We start from the raw sequence: 19,827 nt of genomic DNA, 5'->3' as shown, positions 1-19,827 counted from the left end.
CCTCAAGTTTTTGCAAACCATATCATCCCCTTTCATGCAATCACCGCTACTCTACCTCTTCGTAATCCACATATTCCCCAACTTTTTTACTATTTCGCGAATTTGGTGAAGGATTTTTATCAATAGTGATACTCCCCTCCTTTTCGCGATGGGTGTTGACGTTTGGACTATTTCCGAAGAAATGCTCAAACTGCTGCCCTGCTTTTTTTGAAATATAGCGCATTAAATAAGGGGTTGCCAGCCTAATAAGAAACTTTAGACCAAAATATACCAGAAGAACGATTAATATCGTTTTTAGGAATGTCATCATAACTGTAAAATTCTTTCCAAAAATAAGAATTGGTGTAGAAAAAGACGAATGTTGACTATTAAATAAATGGTAAAATCTTATATCTTTGAACTAAACCCAACTATCCATGAATATCAAACTTCCCTTTCTATTTCTGCTTTGCACTATTTCTTTTTCTCCTGTTTCGGCACAATATACCGAAATGATTAATACCAACCGCCCCGGCGGCTCACAGGGTGCTTTTTCGGTTGGAACTAATGTACTTCAGGTTGAGACTGGATTTAGCTACGGAAAAGAAAAGCACGAACTTTTGAAAACAGAGACAAACGGTTTTAGCATTGATTATTCCGTTCGCTATGGTTTTTGGAAAGAACGTCTGGAAGTGAGCCTAATGGGCGAATTTCAATCAAATTCAGTTACGGATAATCGCTCCGCCGTTGCAAGGGAATACAGCCTTTCAAATTTTAAAAGCAATACGCTTGGTGCAAAATATTTAATATATGATCCCTATCGAAAACGTGAACTTAAAGGTCCAAACCTTTACAGTTGGAAGGCAAATAATAAAACGCAATGGGCAGATTTAATACCTGCAATTTCAATTTATGCAGGCGCCAATTTTGATTTTGCAGACAATCCATTTACTCCCGAAGCCGAAGGCAAAATAAGTCCGAAATTTGTTCTTTCAACTCAAAACAATTTTATTGGCGGATGGGTTTTTGTAACCAACATAATCGTGGACCGCATTACTACAGATTTTCCCACCTATGGCTATATTTTAACCCTAACACACGCTACCAATCGCTATTTTTCAGTTTTTCTCGAAAACCAAGGTTTAAAAAGTGACTTTTATTCAGACCAATTGGTGCGTGGAGGTGCTGCTGCGCTTATTAATCAAAATTTACAAGTTGATCTCTCACTTACTTATAGTTTTAAGGATACTCCGTCTAAATTTTATGGACGTGCGGGCTTAGCCTATCGATTTGATATGCACAATAAAGATGAATATTTGGAAGATGATGCAAAAAAGGAGATGAAAGACAAAAAAGAAAAGGATAAAAAAGAAGAACGCCAAGATGAATTAAACTTTGATGAAGATGGCAAATAATACATTTTTGTATGATTACAATAAAACAACTGACCTCCAAAAGTGATCTTAAAAAATTCGTCACTTTTCCATTTAAGCTATACAAAGACAGCAAATATTGGGTTCCATCGCTTATTAAAGATGAAATGGAAACTTTGGATACTGCGAAAAATCCGGTTTTTAAAAATGCCGAGGCTTGGTATTATTTGGCTTATAAAGATGACGAAATAGTTGGTCGAATTGCCGTTATTTTGAACCATTTGGAAATAAACGAACAGCAAAAGAAGAAAATACGTTTTGGCTGGCTCGATATGGTTGACGATGTAGAAGTCACCAAGGCCCTTTTGGAAAAGGTTTTTGATAAAGGTCGGGAACACAATTTGGAATATGCCGAAGGCCCCGTGGGTTTCAGTAATATGGAAAAGGCCGGAATCCTGACAATGGGTTTTGAGGAAATGAACACGATGATCACGTGGTACCATTTTCCGTATTACGCCGAACATCTTCAAAAGCTGGGCTTTGAAAAGCAGGCGACTTGGGTGGAATATAAAATGAACGTGCCGCAGTCCATTTTTGAAAAGGTGAAAAAATTTTCCGAATTGGTGAAATCGCGCTACGGACTTTCCGTAATCCGTTTTAAAAACAAAAAGGAAATTTTGCCGTATGTGGACAGTATGTTCGACTTGCTGAACAAAACCTACAACACGCTCCAAACATTCGTGCCCATCCAGCAATACCAAATAGATTATTATAAGGAGAAATACTTCAACTTCATCCACCCGGATTATATCACCTGCATTAAAGACAAAGATGGAAAATTGATTGCCTTTTCCATCGTAATGCCCTCTTTTTCCAAAGCATTAAAAAAAGCCAATGGCAAGTTGTTTCCGTTTGGCTGGAACCATATTTTGAAAGCGCAGAAAAAGAACGACACCGCCGCTTTTTATTTAATAGGAATTGACCCCGAATACCAAGGCAAGGGCGTTACTGCAATTATTTTTGAAGAAATGCAACACCTCTTCAATTCCAAAGGAATCCAGACTGTTGAAACAAATCCTGAATTAAAGGAAAACACTGCCGTGCAGTTGCTTTGGAAAGATTATAATCCTGTGCAGCATAAGGAGCGGAGTACGTTTAGGAAGGATATTTAAAATTAATAATTACGTGTAATGGAAATTGAAAACAATAATAAATTTAATGAAACATTAACTTGGGTTTCTGGATATATTGATGCGATAGCAGAAAATGATTTTATTAAGAAAAATCAAATTGAAAAAATGATAAGTAAAATTTCTAATGCATTGGAAGCAGACTATCCTTTTTCCTTAGATGAAAAATATGATGATTTACCATTTTAAAAAATAAATATGGACAAAAGAGATTTGCTTATATATATTCTTGGATATTTAAGAAGCCTACATTCAATGAGTAAAGTTTCAAAAGAAAAGGTTATTTTAATAAAAACATTTATTGATGACTACAACGAAATTGAACAAAGAGAAAAGGATAGATTTCATAGAAACCCCGAAGACTATGATCCAGCTGAACATTATAAGGGTACTATTTATGAATACCCTCATTACGACGAGGATGCGGATTTAGATCAACAAAGTCCAGATTTCGATTTATAAATTTTTATTATAAAAAAATCCACCAAAAAAGGTGGATTTTTTTAATATCATGAGATTCCCGCCTTCGCAGGAATTTGTTTTAAATCTTCTCTCCCATCGCCTCAGCAACAGCAGCGGAAAGTCGTTTGTAAGTTCCGTTCTCCAAGCGCTCACGGATGGATGAAAACGCGTCCAAAGTCTCTTCAATATCCTGCATGGTGTGCGAAGCCGTTGGAATCATTCTTAAAAGGATCAATCCTTTCGGTATTACCGGATAAACTACAATCGAGCAGAAAATACCGTGGTTTTCACGAAGATCTTTTACCAAAGCCATCGCCTCTGGAATACTTCCTTTTAAATAAACGGGAGTTACGCAGCTTTGGGTAGTTCCAAGGTCAAAGCCTCTTTTGCGAAGTCCGCCCTGCAAAGCATTTACGTTTTCCCAAAGCTTTTCTTTCAGTTCGGGCATGGTGCGAAGCATGTCCAAACGCTTCAATGCACCTTCAACCAAAACCATCTGCAATGATTTTGCGAACATTTGCGAACGCAGATTATATTTTAGGTAATTCATTATTTCCTCATCACCCGCAATAAATGCTCCCGTACTCGCCATGGATTTTGCGAAAGTTGCAAAATATACGTCTATTCCATCTTGCACTCCCTGCTCCTCACCTGCTCCGGCACCTGTTTTTCCAAGCGTTCCGAAACCATGGGCATCATCCACGAAAAATCGGAAATTGTATTTTTCCTTAAGTGCAATAATTTCTTTCAATTTTCCTTGCTCGCCGCGCATTCCGAAAACACCTTCAGAAATAAGAAGAATTCCGCCACCCGTTTTTTCGGCAACTTTTGTGGCGCGCTGCAGGTTTTTTTCGATACTTTCCATATCGTTGTGCTTGTAAGTAAAGCGCTGGCCCAAATGAAGACGAACGCCATCAATAATACAAGCATGGGCATCAACATCGTAAACAATCACATCGTCTTTTGAAACAAGCGCGTCTATGGTTGAAACCATTCCCTGGTATCCAAAATTCAGCAAATAAGCTGCTTCTTTATGTACAAATGCTGCGAGTTCTCTTTGAAGTTGTTCGTGAAGATCGGTATGGCCGCTCATCATTCGTGCACCCATTGGGTAGGCAGAACCCCATTTTTTGGCGGCTTCGGCATCTACCTTTCTAACTTCAGGGTGGTTGGCAAGCCCTAAATAATCATTGATGCTCCAAGTGATTACCTCCTTGCCCTTAAATTTCATTCTATTGGAAATGGGGCCTTCCAGTTTTGGGAAAACAAAGTAGCCTTCCGCTTGTTCGGCCCATTTTCCCAATGGACCTTTATCTTTATAGATTTTATCGAATAAATCTTTCATTAAATCTTTAGTTAAAAATTTGGGACAAAATTAATTAAATTATTTGTGAGATATTGGATTTTAGTCGTGAGATTTTAGACAACCCAAATCCAAATAAAAAACCGATTGAAAATAACAATCGGTTTTTAAATCGTATATCTAAAATCGTAAACCTGCCTAGTGGTAGGCGGGTCTAAAATTACTTTACGTACTCAATTTTATGAATTTCTGCAGTTTCAGAATCAAAGAAACCTTGCTGGTTCATCCAATCATCGTTGTAAATCTTACTCATATATCGTGAACCGTGGTCTGGGAATATAACTACAATGTTGCTGTTTTCATCAAATTCGCCTTCTTCTTCCAACTGTTTCAAACCCTGCATCGCCGCGCCGCTGGTGTACCCTACAAACAGCCCTTCGGTTTTTGCAAGCTCACGGGCCGTGTGCGCGCTGCTCTCGTCCGTTACTTTTTCAAACTTATCAATAATATTGAAATCGGTTGCGGTTGGAATTAAATTCTTGCCCAAACCTTCAATTCGGTAGGGATAGATTTCGTTTGCGTCAAACTCCTTGGTTTGGTGATATTTTTGAAGAACCGAGCCGTAAGCGTCGATTCCTATAACTTTTATATTCGGGTTTTGCTCTTTTAAGAAACGAGCCGTTCCAGAGATTGTTCCTCCAGTTCCGCTGCAAGCCACTAAATGTGTGATTTTACCAGCAGTCTGCTCCCAGATTTCTGGGCCGGTAGTTTGGTAATGCGCATCAATATTCAACTCGTTAAAATATTGATTGATATAAACCGAACCTTTTATTTCGTTGTGAAGTCTTTTCGCAACTTCGTAATATGAACGTGGATCGTCCGCGCTCACGTGGGCCGGGCACACATAAACCTTGGCGCCCATGGTTTTCAGCATATCAATCTTATCTGCCGAGGATTTTGAACTTACTGCCAAAATACATTCGTAACCCTTAATGATGCTAACCATCGCAATACTGAAACCTGTATTGCCACTGGTGGTCTCAATAATGGTGTCGCCAGGTTTTAAAATGCCTTTTCTTTCGGCTTCTTCAATAATGTAAAGTGCAATGCGGTCTTTTGTAGAATGCCCCGGGTTGAATGCTTCAACCTTTGCGAAATAATTACCCTTCATCTTTTGGGTAATCTTGTTAAGCTTAATCAACGGTGTGTTGCCTATAAGTTCCAACACGTTATTGTGGGCTTTTATTTCTTCTTTCATAAAGAGGGAGTTCGTTTTAAAATGACTTCAGTTTTAAACTGAAAATTTTAACCGCACAAAGGTAAGGAATTATTTTTATTACTCCTTAATTCCTTCCAAATCCAATAGAAAGGCATAATCCATAGCTACTTCCTTTAAGGCTTCAAAACGCCCGGAAGCCCCGCCATGGCCTGCATCCATATTGGTTTGTAATAACAATGTATTGTTATCAGTTTTCAAATCGCGAAGCTTCGCCACCCATTTAGCAGGTTCCCAATATTGCACTTGACTATCGTGAAGCCCGGTAGTTACGAGCATATTTGGATAGGCTTTTGCTTCAACATTGTCATAAGGCGAATAGCTTTTCATATAATTATAGTATTCCACCTCATTAGGGTTTCCCCATTCGTCATATTCACCCGTAGTTAATGGTATGGAATCATCGAGCATTGTTGTAACCACATCAACAAAAGGCACCGAAGCAATCACACCATTATATAAGTGGGGAGCCATATTTATTACAGCGCCCATCAAAAGGCCGCCCGCGGACCCGCCGGAAGCATAGAGATGTTCCGGGGAAGTGTAGCCCTGCTCAACCAAGTATTTTGAAGCGTCAATAAAATCGGTGAAGGTGTTTTTCTTTTTCAACAATTTTCCGTCTTCGTACCATTGTCTGCCCATATATTCGCCGCCGCGAACGTGGGCAATTGCAAAAATAAACCCACGGTCCAACAGACTTAATCGCACGGACGAAAAGTATGGGTCTATCGTGGCACCATAGGAACCATACCCATAAACCAGCGTTGGGTTTTTACCATCTTTTTTAATTCCTTTTCTATAAATAACAGACATCGGTATTTTGGTGCCATCTGCGGCGGTTGCCCATAAACGCTCGGTTTCATAATTATCTTTATCAAACTTTCCGCCTAAAACTTCCGTTTCTTTTAAAACCGTTTTCTCCTTAGTTTCCATATTGAAATCTATTACCGAAGCGGGCGTATTCAAGGAATTGTAGCCATAGCGAAGAATTTTGGTGTCGAATTCGGGGTTTTGGGTCGTGAAGGCTGTGTAGGTTTCATTATCAAAAGGCAGATAATAATCTTCCTTGCCATTCCATTTTTTTATACGAAGCTTTGTGAGCCCATTATTTCGTTCGCTTACCACCAAATAATCCTTAAAAATATCAATGTCTTCCAAAAGCACATCATCGCGATGCGGTATCATATCTTCCCAATTTTCTTTGGAAGTTTTATCTTCTGAGGTTTTCATGAGTTTGAAATTGAGCGCTTTGTCCTTGTTTGTCAAAACGTACCAATTGTTGCCGTAGTGCGAAATACTGTACTCCAACCCTCTTTCGCGCGGTTGAAAGATTTTGAAATCTCCCGTGGGCCTATCAGCTCTTAGAACCCGAAACTCTGAGGTAAGGGTGCTGTAACTGCCAATGACAATAAATTTTTTCGACTTTGTTTTATAAACGTAAGTGTTGAAGGTATCGTCATTTTCCGTAAAAACAAGTTCGTCCGCAATTGGGTCCGTGCCCAGGGTGTGACGATAAATTCGATCGGCACGTAGGGTTTTTTCATCCTTCCGGGTGTAGAAAAGGGTTTTATTGTCGCTGCCCCAAGTGGCGCTTCCCGTAGTTAGCGGAATGCGCTCTGGGTAAATCTCGCCCGTTTCAAGGTTTTTTATATAGATGTCGTATTTTCTTCTGCTTAAAGTATCTACCCCAAATGAAACCAGTTTGTTATCTTCGGAAACATTTAGACCCGTAAGGTTGTAATAGGAATAATCCTTCGCCATTTCATTCACATCAAAAAGAATTTCTTCGGTGGCCTCCAAGCTTCCTTTTTTTCTAGTGTAAATAGGGTAATCTTTCCCTATTTCATACCTAGTGATGTAGTAATAACCGTTTAATTTATATGGAACTGATTCGTCATCCTCCTTTATGCGCGCCTTCATTTCCTCAAAAAGATCTTCTTTGAACTTTTTGGTGTGCGCCGTCATCGATTCGTAATATTCGTTCTCTTCCTTCAAATAATTAATCACTTTTTCATCCTCGGGATTGTTGAGCCAGTAATAATTATCAATGCGTATATCATCGTGGGCTTTTAATTCCTTGGCTATTTTTTCTGCTTTCGGGGGAGTAATTTCCATAGTTTTTTTTGAAGTTTCCTGCGCGTATATTGAAGCGGCAAAAATAAGGGAAGCAATTGAAAAGAAGGTGGATTTTTGAATCATTATATTATTTTTGAATAGCTAGGCAAATTAGTAAATTTGCATCAAACTTAAATACAAAAAAATATGTTTGGAGATTTAATGGGAATGATGGGCAAACTAAAAGAAACCCAAGAGAAAGTAGAAGCTACAAAAAAACGTTTGGACACCGTAATGATTGATGAAAGCAGCAGCGACGGACTTCTAAAAATAACCCTTACCGCAAACCGACAGATCAAAACGATTGAAATTGACGATGCTTTGCTGGAAGACAAAGAGCAATTGGAAGATTACCTAATCCTTACTTTGAATAAAGCCATCGAAAAAGCTACTAATGTTCACGAAACAGAAGTGGCTGCCGTTGCAAAAGAAGGTATGCCAAATATTCCTGGGATGGATATGTTTAAATAAATAATGCTAAACTTATTATAAATGCGTTCAGCAATTTTTTAAACATCTTATTTTTCACGATATTGAGCATTCAAATATTCAATAAACCTTAAACACCTAATTATGTTTGAACTTAAAAAAAGTGGTGATAAATTTCACTTTGTACTTAAAGCAGCCAATGGTCAAGTTATTTTAACCAGCCAAATGTACGCTACAAAAGCTTCTGCAATGAACGGGATAGAATCTGTTCAAAAAAACTGCGGAAAAGACAGCAGTTTTGAAATGAAAACCGCAAAAAACGGAAAAATCCATTTCAACATTAAAGCAACAAATGGGCAAATTATTGGCAGCAGCCAAATGTATGCCGCTGAGAGTGGAGCTAAAAACGGAATTGAATCCGTCCGAAAGAACGCACCCGGTGCTACGGTGAAAGAAGTTGAGTAAACTTTAGCCACGAATCCAAAAAATCGTTTTAAAATTTTTTGTGGATTTGTGGCTTTTATATTATTTCCAATAATTATTCGCAGCAGCAATAGTTGCAAATTCAGTTGCAACTACCTGCCCTATAGCGATGAGCATTGCAGCGTCCTGGGCATAAATAGGTCTTAGTTTTTCACGAACCGATGCATCCGGTTGTGTTGCCTTAATTACCAATCGCGCCATTTTAACGGCTAGCTGCCTCCCTTCTTCGGGAGTTTTTGTAATTAATGAATTTCCTGGAATCATTTGAACCTGTTCTGACATAATGCTTTAAGTTTTAAATATTTTCTTTAAAATTAACGAAACCTACAATAATCCAAAAAAAGAAATTTTAAGTTGGGTATTCTGTAAGTGTTTCAAGGAATGTTTCGTGCATTTCATTAGTATAATCAAGGTGGGTAACAATACGTAGCTTGCCCTGCCCCATTGCGCTAATTTTAATATTTTTTTGAAGAAGATCATTCATGAATTTCTCTTCAGATATTTCTCCAGCCAAGTAAAATATCACAATATTCGTTTCAGTAGGCTCTACTTTTTTTACAAATTGTTGCTGTGACAGTACCTCTGCAATTTCAAAAGCCTTTTTATGGTCTTCCGCTAAACGCTCAATTTGATTGTCCAGAGCATAGATTCCAGCCGCTGCCATAAAACCAATCTGCCGCATGCCGCCACCCAAAACTTTCCGGATGCGCATTGCTTTCTGCATAATTTCTTTTTTTCCTATTAAAACGCTCCCCATAGGCGTACCCAACCCTTTACTTAAACATACTGAGACGGTATCAAAAATTTTTCCGTAGTCTTTCGGATCTTCTTTTTTGGCAACCAAAGCGTTCCAAACTCGTGCGCCGTCTAAATGCAAACCTAAATTGTGGTCGTTGCAAACTTTGCGGATTTTTTCAATTTCTGAAAAATCATAACAGGCACCCCCACCTTTATTTGTCGTGTTTTCCAAACAGACCAAACTAGTGAGCGGACTGTGGTAAAAATCAGGCGGATTAATGTTTTCGGCCACTTGCTCAGCTGTAATCATCCCTCTGTGTCCGTCAATCAACTTGCACGATACACCACTATTGAAAGAAACCCCACCACCTTCATAATTATAAACGTGCGCCCATTTATCTGCTATCAACTGTTCGCCCGGTTGGGTGTGCATTTTTATGGCAGCCTGGTTCGCCATACTGCCAGTTGGGAAAAATAATGCAGTATCCATCCCAAACATATCTGCCAATTTTTTTTCCAGTCTATTTGTGGTTGGATCTTCTTTATATACGTCATCCCCTACTTCGGCTTCCAAAATTGCCTGCATCATTCCCTTCGTGGGTTTGGTTACCGTATCGCTTCTTAAATCTATTATCATTATCAGCTTTTAGTTTTCTCGGAAGAATTTTCCATTTTCGTCAAAGTTTTTAATCATTTCAGAAATAATATTGTCCATCTTTATAAGTTCCAGTGAATTGTTATGCTCGGCATTAATATTTTTATATTTTGAATCATTTGTCAAGTCAAATTCCTTAAATTTTTTTTCAAAGGGTTTTCCTCCAAAAACAAACTTATACTCCTTATGGCAAGACTGAACTGACATATTTCCGAAAGCATTTTCGTCAATTTTCTCTCCTTCATAGGGTTTTACCTCCCCTTCTCTTAACGCGTTTTTATCTTTAAGTAGTTTTCCTAATGTGCTTTTTTTACTAATGCTTATAGGCATAAAGCTTCCACAATTATCAAACTTTTGAAGCTTCATAACATCTTCATCTTCGCTCCAAAAAACATACACAGAATAATAGGTAGATTTTGAAGTGCAAAGCTTTCCGCCGGGCAAATTAAACATCTGGATATTGCCATCGCAGTAATCCTTTCTAAAGAAGTACTCAGGGTTTTGCTGTAATTCAAGTTCCGCCATTTTTTGGGCAACCTTAGCATCCACATACGCTTCATCATTTTGAGTAAAACCTGCAGCAGTTATAAGCACTGTAAATAAAAATAGTAGTTTTTTCATTTGTAAAAATATTTTGAGAAATACGTTTTTATAAGAAACCATAAAATTAGCCGAAATATTCGTTTAGCTCACGAAGTTAATAGTATTTTTGCTGAAATTCTTATCCAAAAATGACTACAACAGACCAAATCAAAGACCTTAAGGTGCGGTTAGATGCCTTAAGGCGCTATCTTTGACATTGCCGGAAAAAGCATAGAGATTACAAACGACGAAGAAAAAACCTTTGACCCCAACTTTTGGAACAATCCGCAGGAAGCAGAAGCTTTTATGAAAGTGCTACGTACCAAAAAAAAATGGGTTACCGATTACGAAACCGCAAAAACACTTACCGAAGAAGCTGAAATTCTACTTGAATTTTACAAAGACGGCGAAGGAAAACCTGAAAATGTAGATGTGGCCTTTGAAAAGGCTGAATCTGCAATTGAAGATTTGGAGTTCCGCAATATGCTGGGCGAAGAAGGCGACGACATGAGCGCTGTACTACAGATTACCGCGGGCGCCGGCGGAACCGAAAGCTGCGATTGGGCACAAATGCTTATGCGCATGTACCTTATGTGGGCCCAAAAAAACAATTTTAAAGTAAAGGAACTCAACTTTCAGGCCGGCGATGTGGCGGGCGTAAAGACCGTAACGCTGGAAATTGAAGGCGAATATGCTTTTGGCTGGCTAAAAAGCGAAAACGGCGTACACCGCTTGGTGCGTATTTCTCCTTTTGATAGCAACGCAAAGCGACATACAAGTTTTGCTAGTGTGTATGTTTACCCATTGGTTGATGATACCATTGAAATTGAAATAAACCCAGCCGATATTTCCTGGGAATTTGCCCGCAGTAGCGGTGCTGGCGGCCAGAATGTAAACAAGGTAGAAACAAAAGCCATACTTACCCACCACCCTTCCGGTATTGTTATTCACAACAGCGAAACACGAAGCCAGTTGGACAACCGCGAAAAAGCGATGCAGATGCTCAAATCGCAATTGTATGAAATTGAACTTCGTAAGCAAATGGCACAGCGTGCCGAAATTGAGGACAACAAACTTGCCATAGAATGGGGCTCGCAAATACGCAACTATGTGTTACACCCATACAAACTTGTAAAAGATGTACGTACAGGCCACGAAACCGGAAATACAGATGCAATGCTGGACGGTGAGATTGACGAGTTTTTAAAGGCGTATTTGATGATGACTGGGCAGAAGGAGAAAAGTGATGAGCTTTAAAAAACAAAGGGAACAAGATTTGAACAAATCTTCGTTCCCTTTGCAAATCATATTCCTTCTGCTGGCATTATCCGTTTCGAAGTTTTGCGGGTATATTCTCAGCTGTTTTTAAAACTTAAGCACCCCGATATGATAGTCTTGTAAAGTTACAAAAATTATTTACACAAAATGTTCATTTTCAATATTTTAACTTTTACGCCTTCCCAGAAAATCGGTTGCCCAAAAAGCCAAAAGCAAAAGTAGAAAAATTCCAGAAATATATTTTGCAGGTTCAAGCCCGCCATCACCAATCCCGATAAAACCCACAACTGCGAAGACTATTGTTAGTATAATGTATATAGCTTTCCAATGAAGCATAAGGTGGTTGGCTTGAAAGTTGTTTAGTCAAAGTGAATAAAGTTAAAACATTTTTATTCAAATTTTAACAATGAAATCACCTTTTTTAAAACCAAAAGCTATTTGTCTATAATTTTAAAATAATATTTAGCCAAATAATATTTACCATCCTCACTAAAACCTTCTATTGATATTTCATAAGTACCCGACACGTCCGACGTATAAAAAGTTGTTGAATAACTTCCGCCGGAAAATTGAACATTTGGTTCCCAGAAAAGTTGAATGCGATAATCTGGAATTCTAGCCTGTACTTCCTTATTACTATAATCTGGTCTATAATATTTTTTTTGTTTAATAAGGGGCGGAAGCTCAATTTCTTTCAAATAATCGTGAGATAGATTTGGAACAAAATTTCCGTTTTTGGTTTCTACAGCTATAATTCCACTAAAAATTTTAGATCCATATCGATACGGTTCGTTGACCACACGTATACTTTCAATATCGCGGGCATTGTAATTTATGAGTTCTTCATTGTTCTGGATTAAAATTCCATCCACAAGCACCAATGGGTCAATGTCATTAAACTTTGCTATTCTATTAGGATCATACTCGTTGTTTACAATAAATTTAGCATTATCTCCAGTTCCTCTAATTGCTGCCAGAGTAATTACCTCTATAAAAGTTTCTCTTACGGTAGGAAACCTTGTATAATCATCAAGTAAAAAAACGGTTCCTAAATTATCATAAAATATAGAGTTGAATTTATTTTTTAAAATACTGTCCTTCTTTACATCAAAATAGGCATTCTCAACTTGCAATTGTACGCTACGTTCTTCTAGCCAATCTTTTAATTGTTTGTCTAATTTTAAAAAATAGGGCTCGTCTTGGTTTAAATGAAAATTTTTTTCATCCATAACAATTTTAAAATCTCGCCTTGTAGCTTCATCTCCATATAATTGCACGATACTTTTTTCTGAACCATAACCTTCTGCCACCGAAAAGAAAAAACGCCCCTCGCTATTGGTTTTAGCAATTTTATAAACAAAATCCTTTCCTGGTATGGTGAGCGCTACTTCCCTATTTGCCAAAGGAACATCACCAAGCTTGGAGAGAACAACACCTGAAATTAGTTCGCCCCGCAGTTCTGGCAAATAAAAGTTTTCTGATGGAATAGCTGTTTTGGCTTTTATAACTTCACCGGAAACTTCAACCGGGTTTACCTTTCTTACCGACAATCTGTAACTTCCATTTGCAATGCTGGAGTTGCTTTTCAGTTTTAAGTCCACTTTTTCTCGAAAACCAAATGTTTCTTTATTCAAAATAGTTTCAAATACTTCGGAACTGCCATCACTTCCAGAATTTTCAACAGGGTTTTCAGTCAATGCACTTATAAAAATTGTATCCTGTGTTGTATTGACGAGTTCATTTTTTTTGAAAGTATTTATAATATAAATGGACTTCTCTGCAAAAGCATCTTGAATGTTATTCCTTGAAAAGTTAGTATATCCAATCAAATTATAAACACCCGTTTGCAAATTAGATGGCAGAAAAAAATCTCCATTTGCAACCCCGTTTTCAACCTTTATTTTATGATTAAAGACTAGCGAATCTTTTTGATTCCTCAGCGATACATAAACCACTTTACTTAATAGGCCTTTTCTGTTTGAAGTATTGAGTATGTAAACTTTATACTGAAGCAATTCTCCAGCAAGCAACACTTCTGAATTAATGGATAGTGCTACAGTTTCCTTGGGAAAAATACTTACATCAACGGTAACATTATTTTTAGGAATTTGGGCTGTCGCAAAAAATCCTAAAAAAGCGAAAATTATAAAAACTAATTTTTTAACCATAATCAATCTTCCCAAAAACTGGGTTTTACATTTGATGAAAAAGAAGTGCACACGGTGCATTCTGGCTTAGCGATAGTGTATAAAAAATTTTGGGCAAAACTTACTACCTGATAATCATAGTAGGTTAAGTAATTATAGATTATTTCGCGCTCGTCCGGATCGTTATCCAGTGACGTATTGTCGCGGTAATCTAGCAATAGTAAATCACAATCCACAAAATAGGGTGGTTTTTCCAAGTTAAAGTCCTCGTAATTAAAATAAATTCTTTTTGATGTCATTGATGACGCCTCAAAGAAACCCAAAACTTTTTCTTGAGGATTTGCTTCAGAAACCATATTGCCGGCAACGTAACCGGGCTGACCTTGCGATAAAAGGCTTTCAATACTACCAAGCTCATCTATTATTTTATAAAATGTATAGGCCTCTACACTTTGCGCATATTGTTTTACCAGAATACTGTATCGGGTTTGCAGCTTAGCATCAAATTTTGACAAATAACGCACTGGAAAGCGAAAAATCCTATTTTCATTTAACTCTGTTGTAGTAATTTGGCTAATTCCAGATGAAAATTCAGTAGAATAACATATTTCTTCAGGCTCCCGAGGAGTTAAAACTACTTCATAACTTCCAGTGGAAGGATTATAATTAATAATTTCTGAAATATATGGAGAAGGATTGGGAGTGATAATTTTATAGGTCTCTTCGTACTCATATCTATAATATTTTGCTTGCCCTGTTAAATCTTCTGTGTCCACCAAAACTTGAACGCCATCCTTGTTATCAGTGGCATCTACAATTCGTTCCGCATACAGCTCACCTATTTCCACTGAGGGTGGCAATGTAACTGCAGTTGACGAATAACGCTTCCCATCTGAAGTGACAATCTTTAAAATATAAGATGTATTGGGGGCCGCGCTAAACGGCTGTTCAGATAAATAATTATCGGACTCACTATCCCAATAAAAACTATAATTATCGCCATTGCTTGCTGATACAGTAACTGTGGCGTTGTTCACAATTAAAATTTCCGGATCTTCGAGCCTTGAAGTTTTACTTAGTTTTACAACTTGTGGTTTTACTTCATTGGTAATGGTGCTTTCCACTACCAAAACACTTTCAAAATCTACAGTTTCAATTTCATAAGGCTCTGTGCAACTTATTTGCAAAAGCATTAATGAAATGAATGTGGTACATAAGAATCGTAACCTCATAATTCCTAAAACTTAAAGTTATACGTTATAGTTGGCACCGGCACTGAAAAAATTGATGTTTTATAAGCCTTAATCTGCCCTTCCTCATTTACAAAAAATACCGAATATGGATTATTTCTTCCTAAAACATTATATACCGAAATGTTTATAAAACTATGCGCAAGTTTATTCAATTTATGGTTGCCCTCTATGTTCACGCCCAGATCCAGCCTGTAATAATCCGGAATCCGGAACTGGTTGCGGTCGCTGTAAAGCACCTGCTCCTCCCCTGCAAAAACATACCGCCCAATAGGATAGGTAATCGGTCTTCCCGTTTGATAGGTGAAATTTCCAGAAAAACTAAAGCGCTTGGTCAACTTATAATTAGCAACTACCGAAAAGTCGTGAGGCTTGTCATAATTTGCCGGAAAAAACTCGCCATTGTTAACCCGCTCCTGCATAAGCTGACTGTCCAGTTTAACCTCTGACCGGGAATAACTGTACCCCACATATCCATTGAATCTCCCCGAGTTCTTTTTTACCAAAAACTCTACACCGTAAGCCCTTCCCTCGCCTTGTAAAAGGTCTGTTTCGAGGTCATCGTTCAAAATTAATTGGGCGCCTATTTTATAATCCAGCAAATCCTCCATCGTTTTGTAATATCCTTCCAAGCTGAATTCTACATCCTTGCCGGGAAGATTTTTAAAAAACCCGAGACTGTACTGGTTGGCGCGTTGCGGGGCAATGTTCAAATCCGATAGTTTCCAAATATCCGTAGGCGATTGGGTTGTATTTGTAGAAAGAAGATGCAAATATTGGATAGTTCTGTTAAAGCCTCCCTTTACCGAAAAATCATTGCCCAATAAATAGCGCGCGGCAATGCGATATTCCGGGCCGCTGTATGTTTTAATCGATTCGTTTTTACCGAACTCCCGTACTTCAATCACCGAACTTTCACTTTTGGGAACACCTTCCTCATAAACATTTTGGATGGAAGGACCCAGCGCCATATAAAACGAATAGCGCAATCCCAAATCCAGCAAAAACTTGTCACTAACTTCAAACAAGTCTGAAAGATACAGGGCCGATTCCAATCCTTTTTCACGGTCGATGGACTTGGGGTCTACATCAGAGTTGGGGCCAATAGGTACAATATTTCCCGGGTCTATGGAATACAGTTTACTGCTCAACCCATAGCTAAGTTTATGCTTGGGGCTTAATTTGTAATTGAGATTCAACTTTGCCTGATATTCGTTCAACTCATACCCAAAATCGAAATCCTCGTTGGCGTCTGCCTCATAGTTCACTCCATATTTGTATTGGCTGTTTACCAAAATGAGTTCTGCCCTACTCCTTTCGCTGAAGGTATGACCGTACTTCAAGGAAATTAAGCGGTTGCTGTAATCAAAAATAGAATCTGAAGTTATGCTGAAACGATCTTTGCTATAATAAAAAGTACCTTGTAGGGAATTGTTGTTATCAATATTGTGCTTGTACTTCACAATGCCATCATAAAAGGAAGCCTCGCTGTTTTTCAGTTCCTCTTCGTCAAGACTTCTTAAAATCCAATCGGAATAGGTAGCTCTAAAACCGGCTATTACTGAAGCTTTTTCCTTCACAATGGGCACTTCAACGGCAAGATTGGCGGTAATTGGCCCTACGGAACCCTCACCTTTAAATTTTTCCATATCGCCCGATTTGGTTTCAATATCAAAAACCGAGGAGAGCCTTCCCCCGTATTCAGAGGGAATGCTCGCCTTGTAAATTTCAAGGCTTCCGGTGGTAAAGGGATTTACCGCAGAAAAGAAACCCAAAAAGTGCGATGGATTATACAACACGGCATCATCCAGTAAAATTAGGTTTTGGTCTGCCCTGCCGCCGCGCACGTTAAAGCCGCTGGAACCTTCACCAGTGGTTTTTATTCCGGGCATGGTTGTGGCGACTTTTAAAATATCGCGCTCGCCTAAAACAAGGGGAATGGTTTTAATGGATTCAATATCAATATTGGTAACGCCCACCACGGCATCGCGCACGTTGGCGTCTTTGTTTGATTTTACCACAACTTCTTCAAGCGATTCGGTGTTTTCGCGCAAGTCGATATTTAGCGAGCCATCGCCGTACATAATTATATCCTGCCGAATTTTTTCAAATCCCAAAAGATTGGTCTCCAACTTATTCAGACCATACGGAAGCCGAATACTGTAGCGGCCTTCGGCATCGGTTACGGCATATTTTGTCCTGTCAATGGTAGAAATGGAAAGATTTTGAAGCGGTTCCCCGGTCTTTGAATTTCTAAAAACACCCGAGAGCGTATATGTTTTGTTAGCGACGTTGGGGCGTTGTTTGCCAATGGTAACCAATTTTCTGGTCTGAACGGCGCCCTGTGAAATATATTCCTCTTGAAAAATGGGCGCGTTATTATTTTCAACTGCGTTTTTATCGGGTTTTGCTTCGTTAAAATAATCTGGGGGCAGTTCGGTATAAATGTAAGTATTGTTCAGCAAGATGACTTTGCCATCCTTCAAAATATAGTTGATATTTGTATTGCTGAAAAGCTCGTCCAGCACCTCACGAAGGGACTCATTCTGAAAATCCTTCGTCACAAAATGACCCTTCAGCCACGCTTCATCAAAATAGAAGATTTTTTCTGAAAGCGATTCAACCTTCAAAATTGCTTCCTTTAGCGGCGTATTCTTAAAACTTGCGGTTATGTTTTGGTTGTTTTGCCCAAAAAGCCCAGGTGATGACATTAAAACTATGGCGAGGACAAGAATTATATTTTTCATGCAGAACTTTGGCTTCAGGTTACTGTTGGTTTGAGTTGGAATCCCGCCCATCGAGATAGGTAACAAGCTTGGTCATAAATAAGTCTGGGTTCGATTTTCGGATGGTTTTATAACTTTTGTAAAACTCACGAATTTCCCCAGCTTTCTCCGGAAGCAGTTGCCGAATGTCCCGTGGGGAGCCAACGAGGGAATACTTCCCATTATATTTCAACACATAATAATTGGCTTCAGAAAATCTGTATTGAATTCCGTTCCTCAGGGCTCTATCCTTCATTTTTTTTGTGTGCTTGATGTACAGTTCCAAATCATAGCCAAGATAGGCGGCTTCATAAAAACCATTTCCGCCAAAACCCAAATCCACATTGGGAAGTCTCACAAATTTGTGGTTGTGGATTGAAAATGAATCTACAAACCCAGGAATTAATTTCACATTAAAAATGCTCAGATTGTCATCAGACCGCGTGAGCAGATTATCGCGCAACAGATCGTATTTCAGCAGGATATTTACGTAATACTGGCCATTGTAAGTAACCGAACCTTTTGTGTAATCATAATCTTGGTAATATCTAAACGTGCCGTCCGTATTCAAAAACAGATCTGTGAACTCCGTCCCGTTATACAGGCCCGTGTTGTCCAGTCCCACGATTTTATCATAGGTTTCATAAATTTTATCCGGTAAATTTGCTTGTGAAAATGTCGCCAGAGGAAACAACGAACAAAATAGAAAAGGTTGGAAGGTTTTTAGTATTTTCATTTCAGAATTTTACGATTTTAAAAGTACATAAAAATGAGTACCAATCTAAAAATCGTTCCGTTAAATAACGGTCAATCTGAAATTTTTTATTCATAAGAATATATCTTCGTGCAAAACCGAGATTAAATATTTTACTATTATCAACACCTTATATGAAGGCTGCATCGCTCAAAGAAATAAAAACCGAACTAAACCACCGCTCCACCCAGGAATTGCTGGAGCTTTGCCTTCGCCTTGCAAAATTCAAAAAGGAAAATAAGGAGCTACTCACCTATCTTTTGTTTGAATCTGCAGGTGAGGAAACGTTCATCCAAAGCGTAAAAGCCAAGGTTGATACAGATTTTGAAACTATAAATACCAAAACATTTTTCTACATAAAAAAGAGCGTCCGGAAAATTTTGAGGGAGCTTAAAAAATTCATTCGCTATTCGCAAAACAAAGAGACCGAAGTGGAACTTTTGCTCTATTTTTGTGAAAAGTTGAAAAACTTCAAACCATCCATAAATCGAAATACTACCCTTACCAATTTATACAACCGGCAGATAGATTATATTTCAAAAAAAGTAGAAACCCTGCACGAAGATTTGCAATATGACTATAAATTGGAACTGGAAGAATTATCAAAAAAGTAAAATTTTATTATAAAATATGACGACCCTCTACCACAATCCCCGCTGCAGCAAATCGCGCCAAGCTCTTCAACTTTTGGAAGAAGAAGGCGAAACCATTGAAATTGTAAAATATCTTGAAAACCCGCCCACGCACCAAGAGTTGAAGCAAGTTATAGAACTTTTGGGCATAGACCCAATCAAACTTGTAAGGACGCAGGAACCTGATTGGAGGGAAAATTACAAAGGGAAGAATCTCACCAATGAAGAGGTTATAGATGCCATGATTCAACATCCGAAATTGATTGAACGGCCCATAGCCATAAAGGGCACGCACGCCGTTGTGGGCAGACCTCCCGAGAGAGTGCTGGATATTTTATAGTTTGAGCATCTTTATTTAACAAGAATTTAGCAGTTTCCAATTAAACCACGGCTATTTTCGTGGGTCAAAATTGCTA

The 19,827-nt window shown here is 38.4% G+C and carries 21 protein-coding genes; 9 read left to right on the top strand and 12 right to left on the bottom strand.

Annotated features, from left to right (window positions below; all coding sequences use genetic code 11):
* Positions 1-46 precede the first annotated feature (46 nt).
* Positions 47-310 (bottom strand): DUF4834 family protein, encoded by a 264-nt coding sequence (locus LS48_RS06445; RefSeq protein ID WP_235811011.1) that lies wholly within the window; start codon positions 308-310, stop codon positions 47-49.
* 106 nt (positions 311-416) lie between these two features.
* Here LS48_RS06445 and LS48_RS06440 point away from each other — a divergent pair, with 106 nt between their 5' ends.
* From LS48_RS06440 to LS48_RS06425, 4 genes are read left to right on the top strand one after another with little or no spacing between them, the layout of a single operon-like run.
* Entirely contained in the window at positions 417-1,394 is a 978-nt protein-coding gene (locus LS48_RS06440) for a transporter (RefSeq protein ID WP_062621172.1), read from the top strand.
* 11 nt (positions 1,395-1,405) lie between these two features.
* On the top strand, positions 1,406-2,524 hold the full coding sequence (locus LS48_RS06435; RefSeq protein WP_062621170.1) for a GNAT family N-acetyltransferase: 1,119 nt from the start codon (positions 1,406-1,408) through the stop codon (positions 2,522-2,524).
* A gap of 18 nt (positions 2,525-2,542) precedes the next feature.
* On the top strand, positions 2,543-2,731 hold the full coding sequence (locus LS48_RS06430; RefSeq protein ID WP_062621168.1) for a hypothetical protein: 189 nt from the start codon (positions 2,543-2,545) through the stop codon (positions 2,729-2,731).
* Between the two features lie 9 nt (positions 2,732-2,740).
* Complete coding sequence (locus tag LS48_RS06425; protein WP_062621165.1) at positions 2,741-3,004, top strand: hypothetical protein; 264 nt, start codon at positions 2,741-2,743, stop codon at positions 3,002-3,004.
* Between the two features lie 79 nt (positions 3,005-3,083).
* Here LS48_RS06425 and capB read toward each other — a convergent pair whose 3' ends face one another.
* From capB to LS48_RS06410, 3 genes are all read right to left on the bottom strand, one after another.
* A complete protein-coding gene (gene capB, locus LS48_RS06420) occupies positions 3,084-4,349 on the bottom strand; it encodes a cysteate-C-fatty acyltransferase (protein WP_062621163.1) in 1,266 nt (421 codons plus the stop codon).
* Between the two features lie 178 nt (positions 4,350-4,527).
* Positions 4,528-5,565: a cysteate synthase gene (gene capA, locus LS48_RS06415; protein WP_062621161.1), complete on the bottom strand. Its 1,038-nt coding sequence runs from the start codon at positions 5,563-5,565 to the stop codon at positions 4,528-4,530.
* A 78-nt stretch (positions 5,566-5,643) separates the two neighbouring features.
* Positions 5,644-7,782: a S9 family peptidase gene (locus LS48_RS06410; protein ID WP_062621154.1), complete on the bottom strand. Its 2,139-nt coding sequence runs from the start codon at positions 7,780-7,782 to the stop codon at positions 5,644-5,646.
* Positions 7,783-7,845: 63 nt separating this feature from the next.
* Here LS48_RS06410 and LS48_RS06405 point away from each other — a divergent pair, with 63 nt between their 5' ends.
* Together LS48_RS06405 and LS48_RS06400 are read left to right on the top strand one after the other, a co-directional pair.
* A complete protein-coding gene (locus tag LS48_RS06405) occupies positions 7,846-8,169 on the top strand; it encodes a YbaB/EbfC family nucleoid-associated protein (RefSeq protein WP_062621152.1) in 324 nt (107 codons plus the stop codon).
* A gap of 102 nt (positions 8,170-8,271) precedes the next feature.
* Positions 8,272-8,592: a YegP family protein gene (locus LS48_RS06400; RefSeq protein ID WP_062621150.1), complete on the top strand. Its 321-nt coding sequence runs from the start codon at positions 8,272-8,274 to the stop codon at positions 8,590-8,592.
* A gap of 60 nt (positions 8,593-8,652) precedes the next feature.
* On the opposite strand, the gene LS48_RS06395 is transcribed toward LS48_RS06400, so the two are convergent.
* From LS48_RS06395 to LS48_RS06385, 3 genes are all read right to left on the bottom strand, one after another.
* Positions 8,653-8,892, bottom strand: coding sequence for a hexameric tyrosine-coordinated heme protein (locus LS48_RS06395; protein WP_062621147.1), 240 nt, complete (start codon positions 8,890-8,892; stop codon positions 8,653-8,655).
* 67 nt (positions 8,893-8,959) lie between these two features.
* Positions 8,960-9,985, bottom strand: a complete 1,026-nt coding sequence (locus tag LS48_RS06390) for a threonine aldolase family protein (protein ID WP_062621145.1) — start codon at positions 9,983-9,985, stop codon at positions 8,960-8,962.
* Positions 9,986-9,994: 9 nt separating this feature from the next.
* Entirely contained in the window at positions 9,995-10,624 is a 630-nt protein-coding gene (locus LS48_RS06385) for a hypothetical protein (RefSeq protein ID WP_131807701.1), read from the bottom strand.
* A gap of 110 nt (positions 10,625-10,734) precedes the next feature.
* On the opposite strand from LS48_RS06385, the gene prfB reads away from it, so the two are divergent.
* A protein-coding gene (gene prfB / locus LS48_RS06380; RefSeq protein ID WP_117590214.1) for a peptide chain release factor 2 occupies positions 10,735-11,842 on the top strand; the annotation gives its coding sequence in 2 pieces (ribosomal slippage) (positions 10,735-10,797 and positions 10,799-11,842; 1,107 coding nt in all).
* A gap of 186 nt (positions 11,843-12,028) precedes the next feature.
* Here prfB and LS48_RS15310 read toward each other — a convergent pair.
* The 5 genes from LS48_RS15310 to LS48_RS06360 form a co-directional block, all read right to left on the bottom strand.
* Positions 12,029-12,199 carry a hypothetical protein gene (locus LS48_RS15310; RefSeq protein WP_157881721.1) on the bottom strand — a complete coding sequence of 57 codons (171 nt, stop codon included), beginning with the start codon at positions 12,197-12,199 and terminating at the stop codon, positions 12,029-12,031.
* A 98-nt stretch (positions 12,200-12,297) separates the two neighbouring features.
* The gene (locus LS48_RS06375) at positions 12,298-14,046 is read right to left on the bottom strand and encodes a carboxypeptidase-like regulatory domain-containing protein (RefSeq protein ID WP_131807700.1); all 1,749 of its coding nucleotides are present in this window, start codon (positions 14,044-14,046) and stop codon (positions 12,298-12,300) included.
* Positions 14,034-15,242: a DUF4249 domain-containing protein gene (locus LS48_RS06370; RefSeq protein WP_076692422.1), complete on the bottom strand. Its 1,209-nt coding sequence runs from the start codon at positions 15,240-15,242 to the stop codon at positions 14,034-14,036. Before LS48_RS06370 ends, LS48_RS06375 begins: the two co-directional genes overlap by 13 nt.
* A 5-nt stretch (positions 15,243-15,247) precedes the next feature.
* Positions 15,248-18,007 (bottom strand): TonB-dependent receptor, encoded by a 2,760-nt coding sequence (locus tag LS48_RS06365; RefSeq protein ID WP_062621513.1) that lies wholly within the window; start codon positions 18,005-18,007, stop codon positions 15,248-15,250.
* A 19-nt stretch (positions 18,008-18,026) separates the two neighbouring features.
* Positions 18,027-18,761 carry a hypothetical protein gene (locus tag LS48_RS06360; protein WP_062621135.1) on the bottom strand — a complete coding sequence of 245 codons (735 nt, stop codon included), beginning with the start codon at positions 18,759-18,761 and terminating at the stop codon, positions 18,027-18,029.
* 152 nt (positions 18,762-18,913) lie between these two features.
* Here LS48_RS06360 and LS48_RS06355 point away from each other — a divergent pair, with 152 nt between their 5' ends.
* Positions 18,914-19,393, top strand: a complete 480-nt coding sequence (locus tag LS48_RS06355) for a hypothetical protein (protein ID WP_062621133.1) — start codon at positions 18,914-18,916, stop codon at positions 19,391-19,393.
* Between the two features lie 16 nt (positions 19,394-19,409).
* On the top strand, positions 19,410-19,751 hold the full coding sequence (gene arsC, locus LS48_RS06350) for an arsenate reductase (glutaredoxin) (protein ID WP_062621131.1): 342 nt from the start codon (positions 19,410-19,412) through the stop codon (positions 19,749-19,751).
* Positions 19,752-19,827: the final 76 nt, after the last annotated feature.

It is taken from the genome of Aequorivita aquimaris (assembly GCF_001573155.1).
Taxonomy (GTDB): Bacteria; Bacteroidota; Bacteroidia; order Flavobacteriales; family Flavobacteriaceae; genus Aequorivita; species Aequorivita aquimaris.
Note: the sequence above shows the minus strand (reverse complement) of the source record. Positions and strands in the feature narration are given on the sequence as shown.

Coding starts and splice junctions, on each gene's coding strand:
- LS48_RS06445 (WP_235811011.1), bottom strand. CDS start 310: ATGATGACATTCCTAAAAACGATATTAATCGTTCTTCTGGTATATTTT.
- LS48_RS06440 (WP_062621172.1), top strand. CDS start 417: ATGAATATCAAACTTCCCTTTCTATTTCTGCTTTGCACTATTTCTTTT.
- LS48_RS06435 (WP_062621170.1), top strand. CDS start 1,406: ATGATTACAATAAAACAACTGACCTCCAAAAGTGATCTTAAAAAATTC.
- LS48_RS06430 (WP_062621168.1), top strand. CDS start 2,543: ATGGAAATTGAAAACAATAATAAATTTAATGAAACATTAACTTGGGTT.
- LS48_RS06425 (WP_062621165.1), top strand. CDS start 2,741: ATGGACAAAAGAGATTTGCTTATATATATTCTTGGATATTTAAGAAGC.
- capB (WP_062621163.1), bottom strand. CDS start 4,349: ATGAAAGATTTATTCGATAAAATCTATAAAGATAAAGGTCCATTGGGA.
- capA (WP_062621161.1), bottom strand. CDS start 5,565: ATGAAAGAAGAAATAAAAGCCCACAATAACGTGTTGGAACTTATAGGC.
- LS48_RS06410 (WP_062621154.1), bottom strand. CDS start 7,782: ATGATTCAAAAATCCACCTTCTTTTCAATTGCTTCCCTTATTTTTGCC.
- LS48_RS06405 (WP_062621152.1), top strand. CDS start 7,846: ATGTTTGGAGATTTAATGGGAATGATGGGCAAACTAAAAGAAACCCAA.
- LS48_RS06400 (WP_062621150.1), top strand. CDS start 8,272: ATGTTTGAACTTAAAAAAAGTGGTGATAAATTTCACTTTGTACTTAAA.
- LS48_RS06395 (WP_062621147.1), bottom strand. CDS start 8,892: ATGTCAGAACAGGTTCAAATGATTCCAGGAAATTCATTAATTACAAAA.
- LS48_RS06390 (WP_062621145.1), bottom strand. CDS start 9,985: ATGATAATAGATTTAAGAAGCGATACGGTAACCAAACCCACGAAGGGA.
- LS48_RS06385 (WP_131807701.1), bottom strand. CDS start 10,624: ATGAAAAAACTACTATTTTTATTTACAGTGCTTATAACTGCTGCAGGT.
- LS48_RS15310 (WP_157881721.1), bottom strand. CDS start 12,199: ATGCTTCATTGGAAAGCTATATACATTATACTAACAATAGTCTTCGCA.
- LS48_RS06370 (WP_076692422.1), bottom strand. CDS start 15,242: ATGAGGTTACGATTCTTATGTACCACATTCATTTCATTAATGCTTTTG.
- LS48_RS06365 (WP_062621513.1), bottom strand. CDS start 18,007: ATGAAAAATATAATTCTTGTCCTCGCCATAGTTTTAATGTCATCACCT.
- LS48_RS06360 (WP_062621135.1), bottom strand. CDS start 18,761: ATGAAAATACTAAAAACCTTCCAACCTTTTCTATTTTGTTCGTTGTTT.
- LS48_RS06355 (WP_062621133.1), top strand. CDS start 18,914: ATGAAGGCTGCATCGCTCAAAGAAATAAAAACCGAACTAAACCACCGC.
- arsC (WP_062621131.1), top strand. CDS start 19,410: ATGACGACCCTCTACCACAATCCCCGCTGCAGCAAATCGCGCCAAGCT.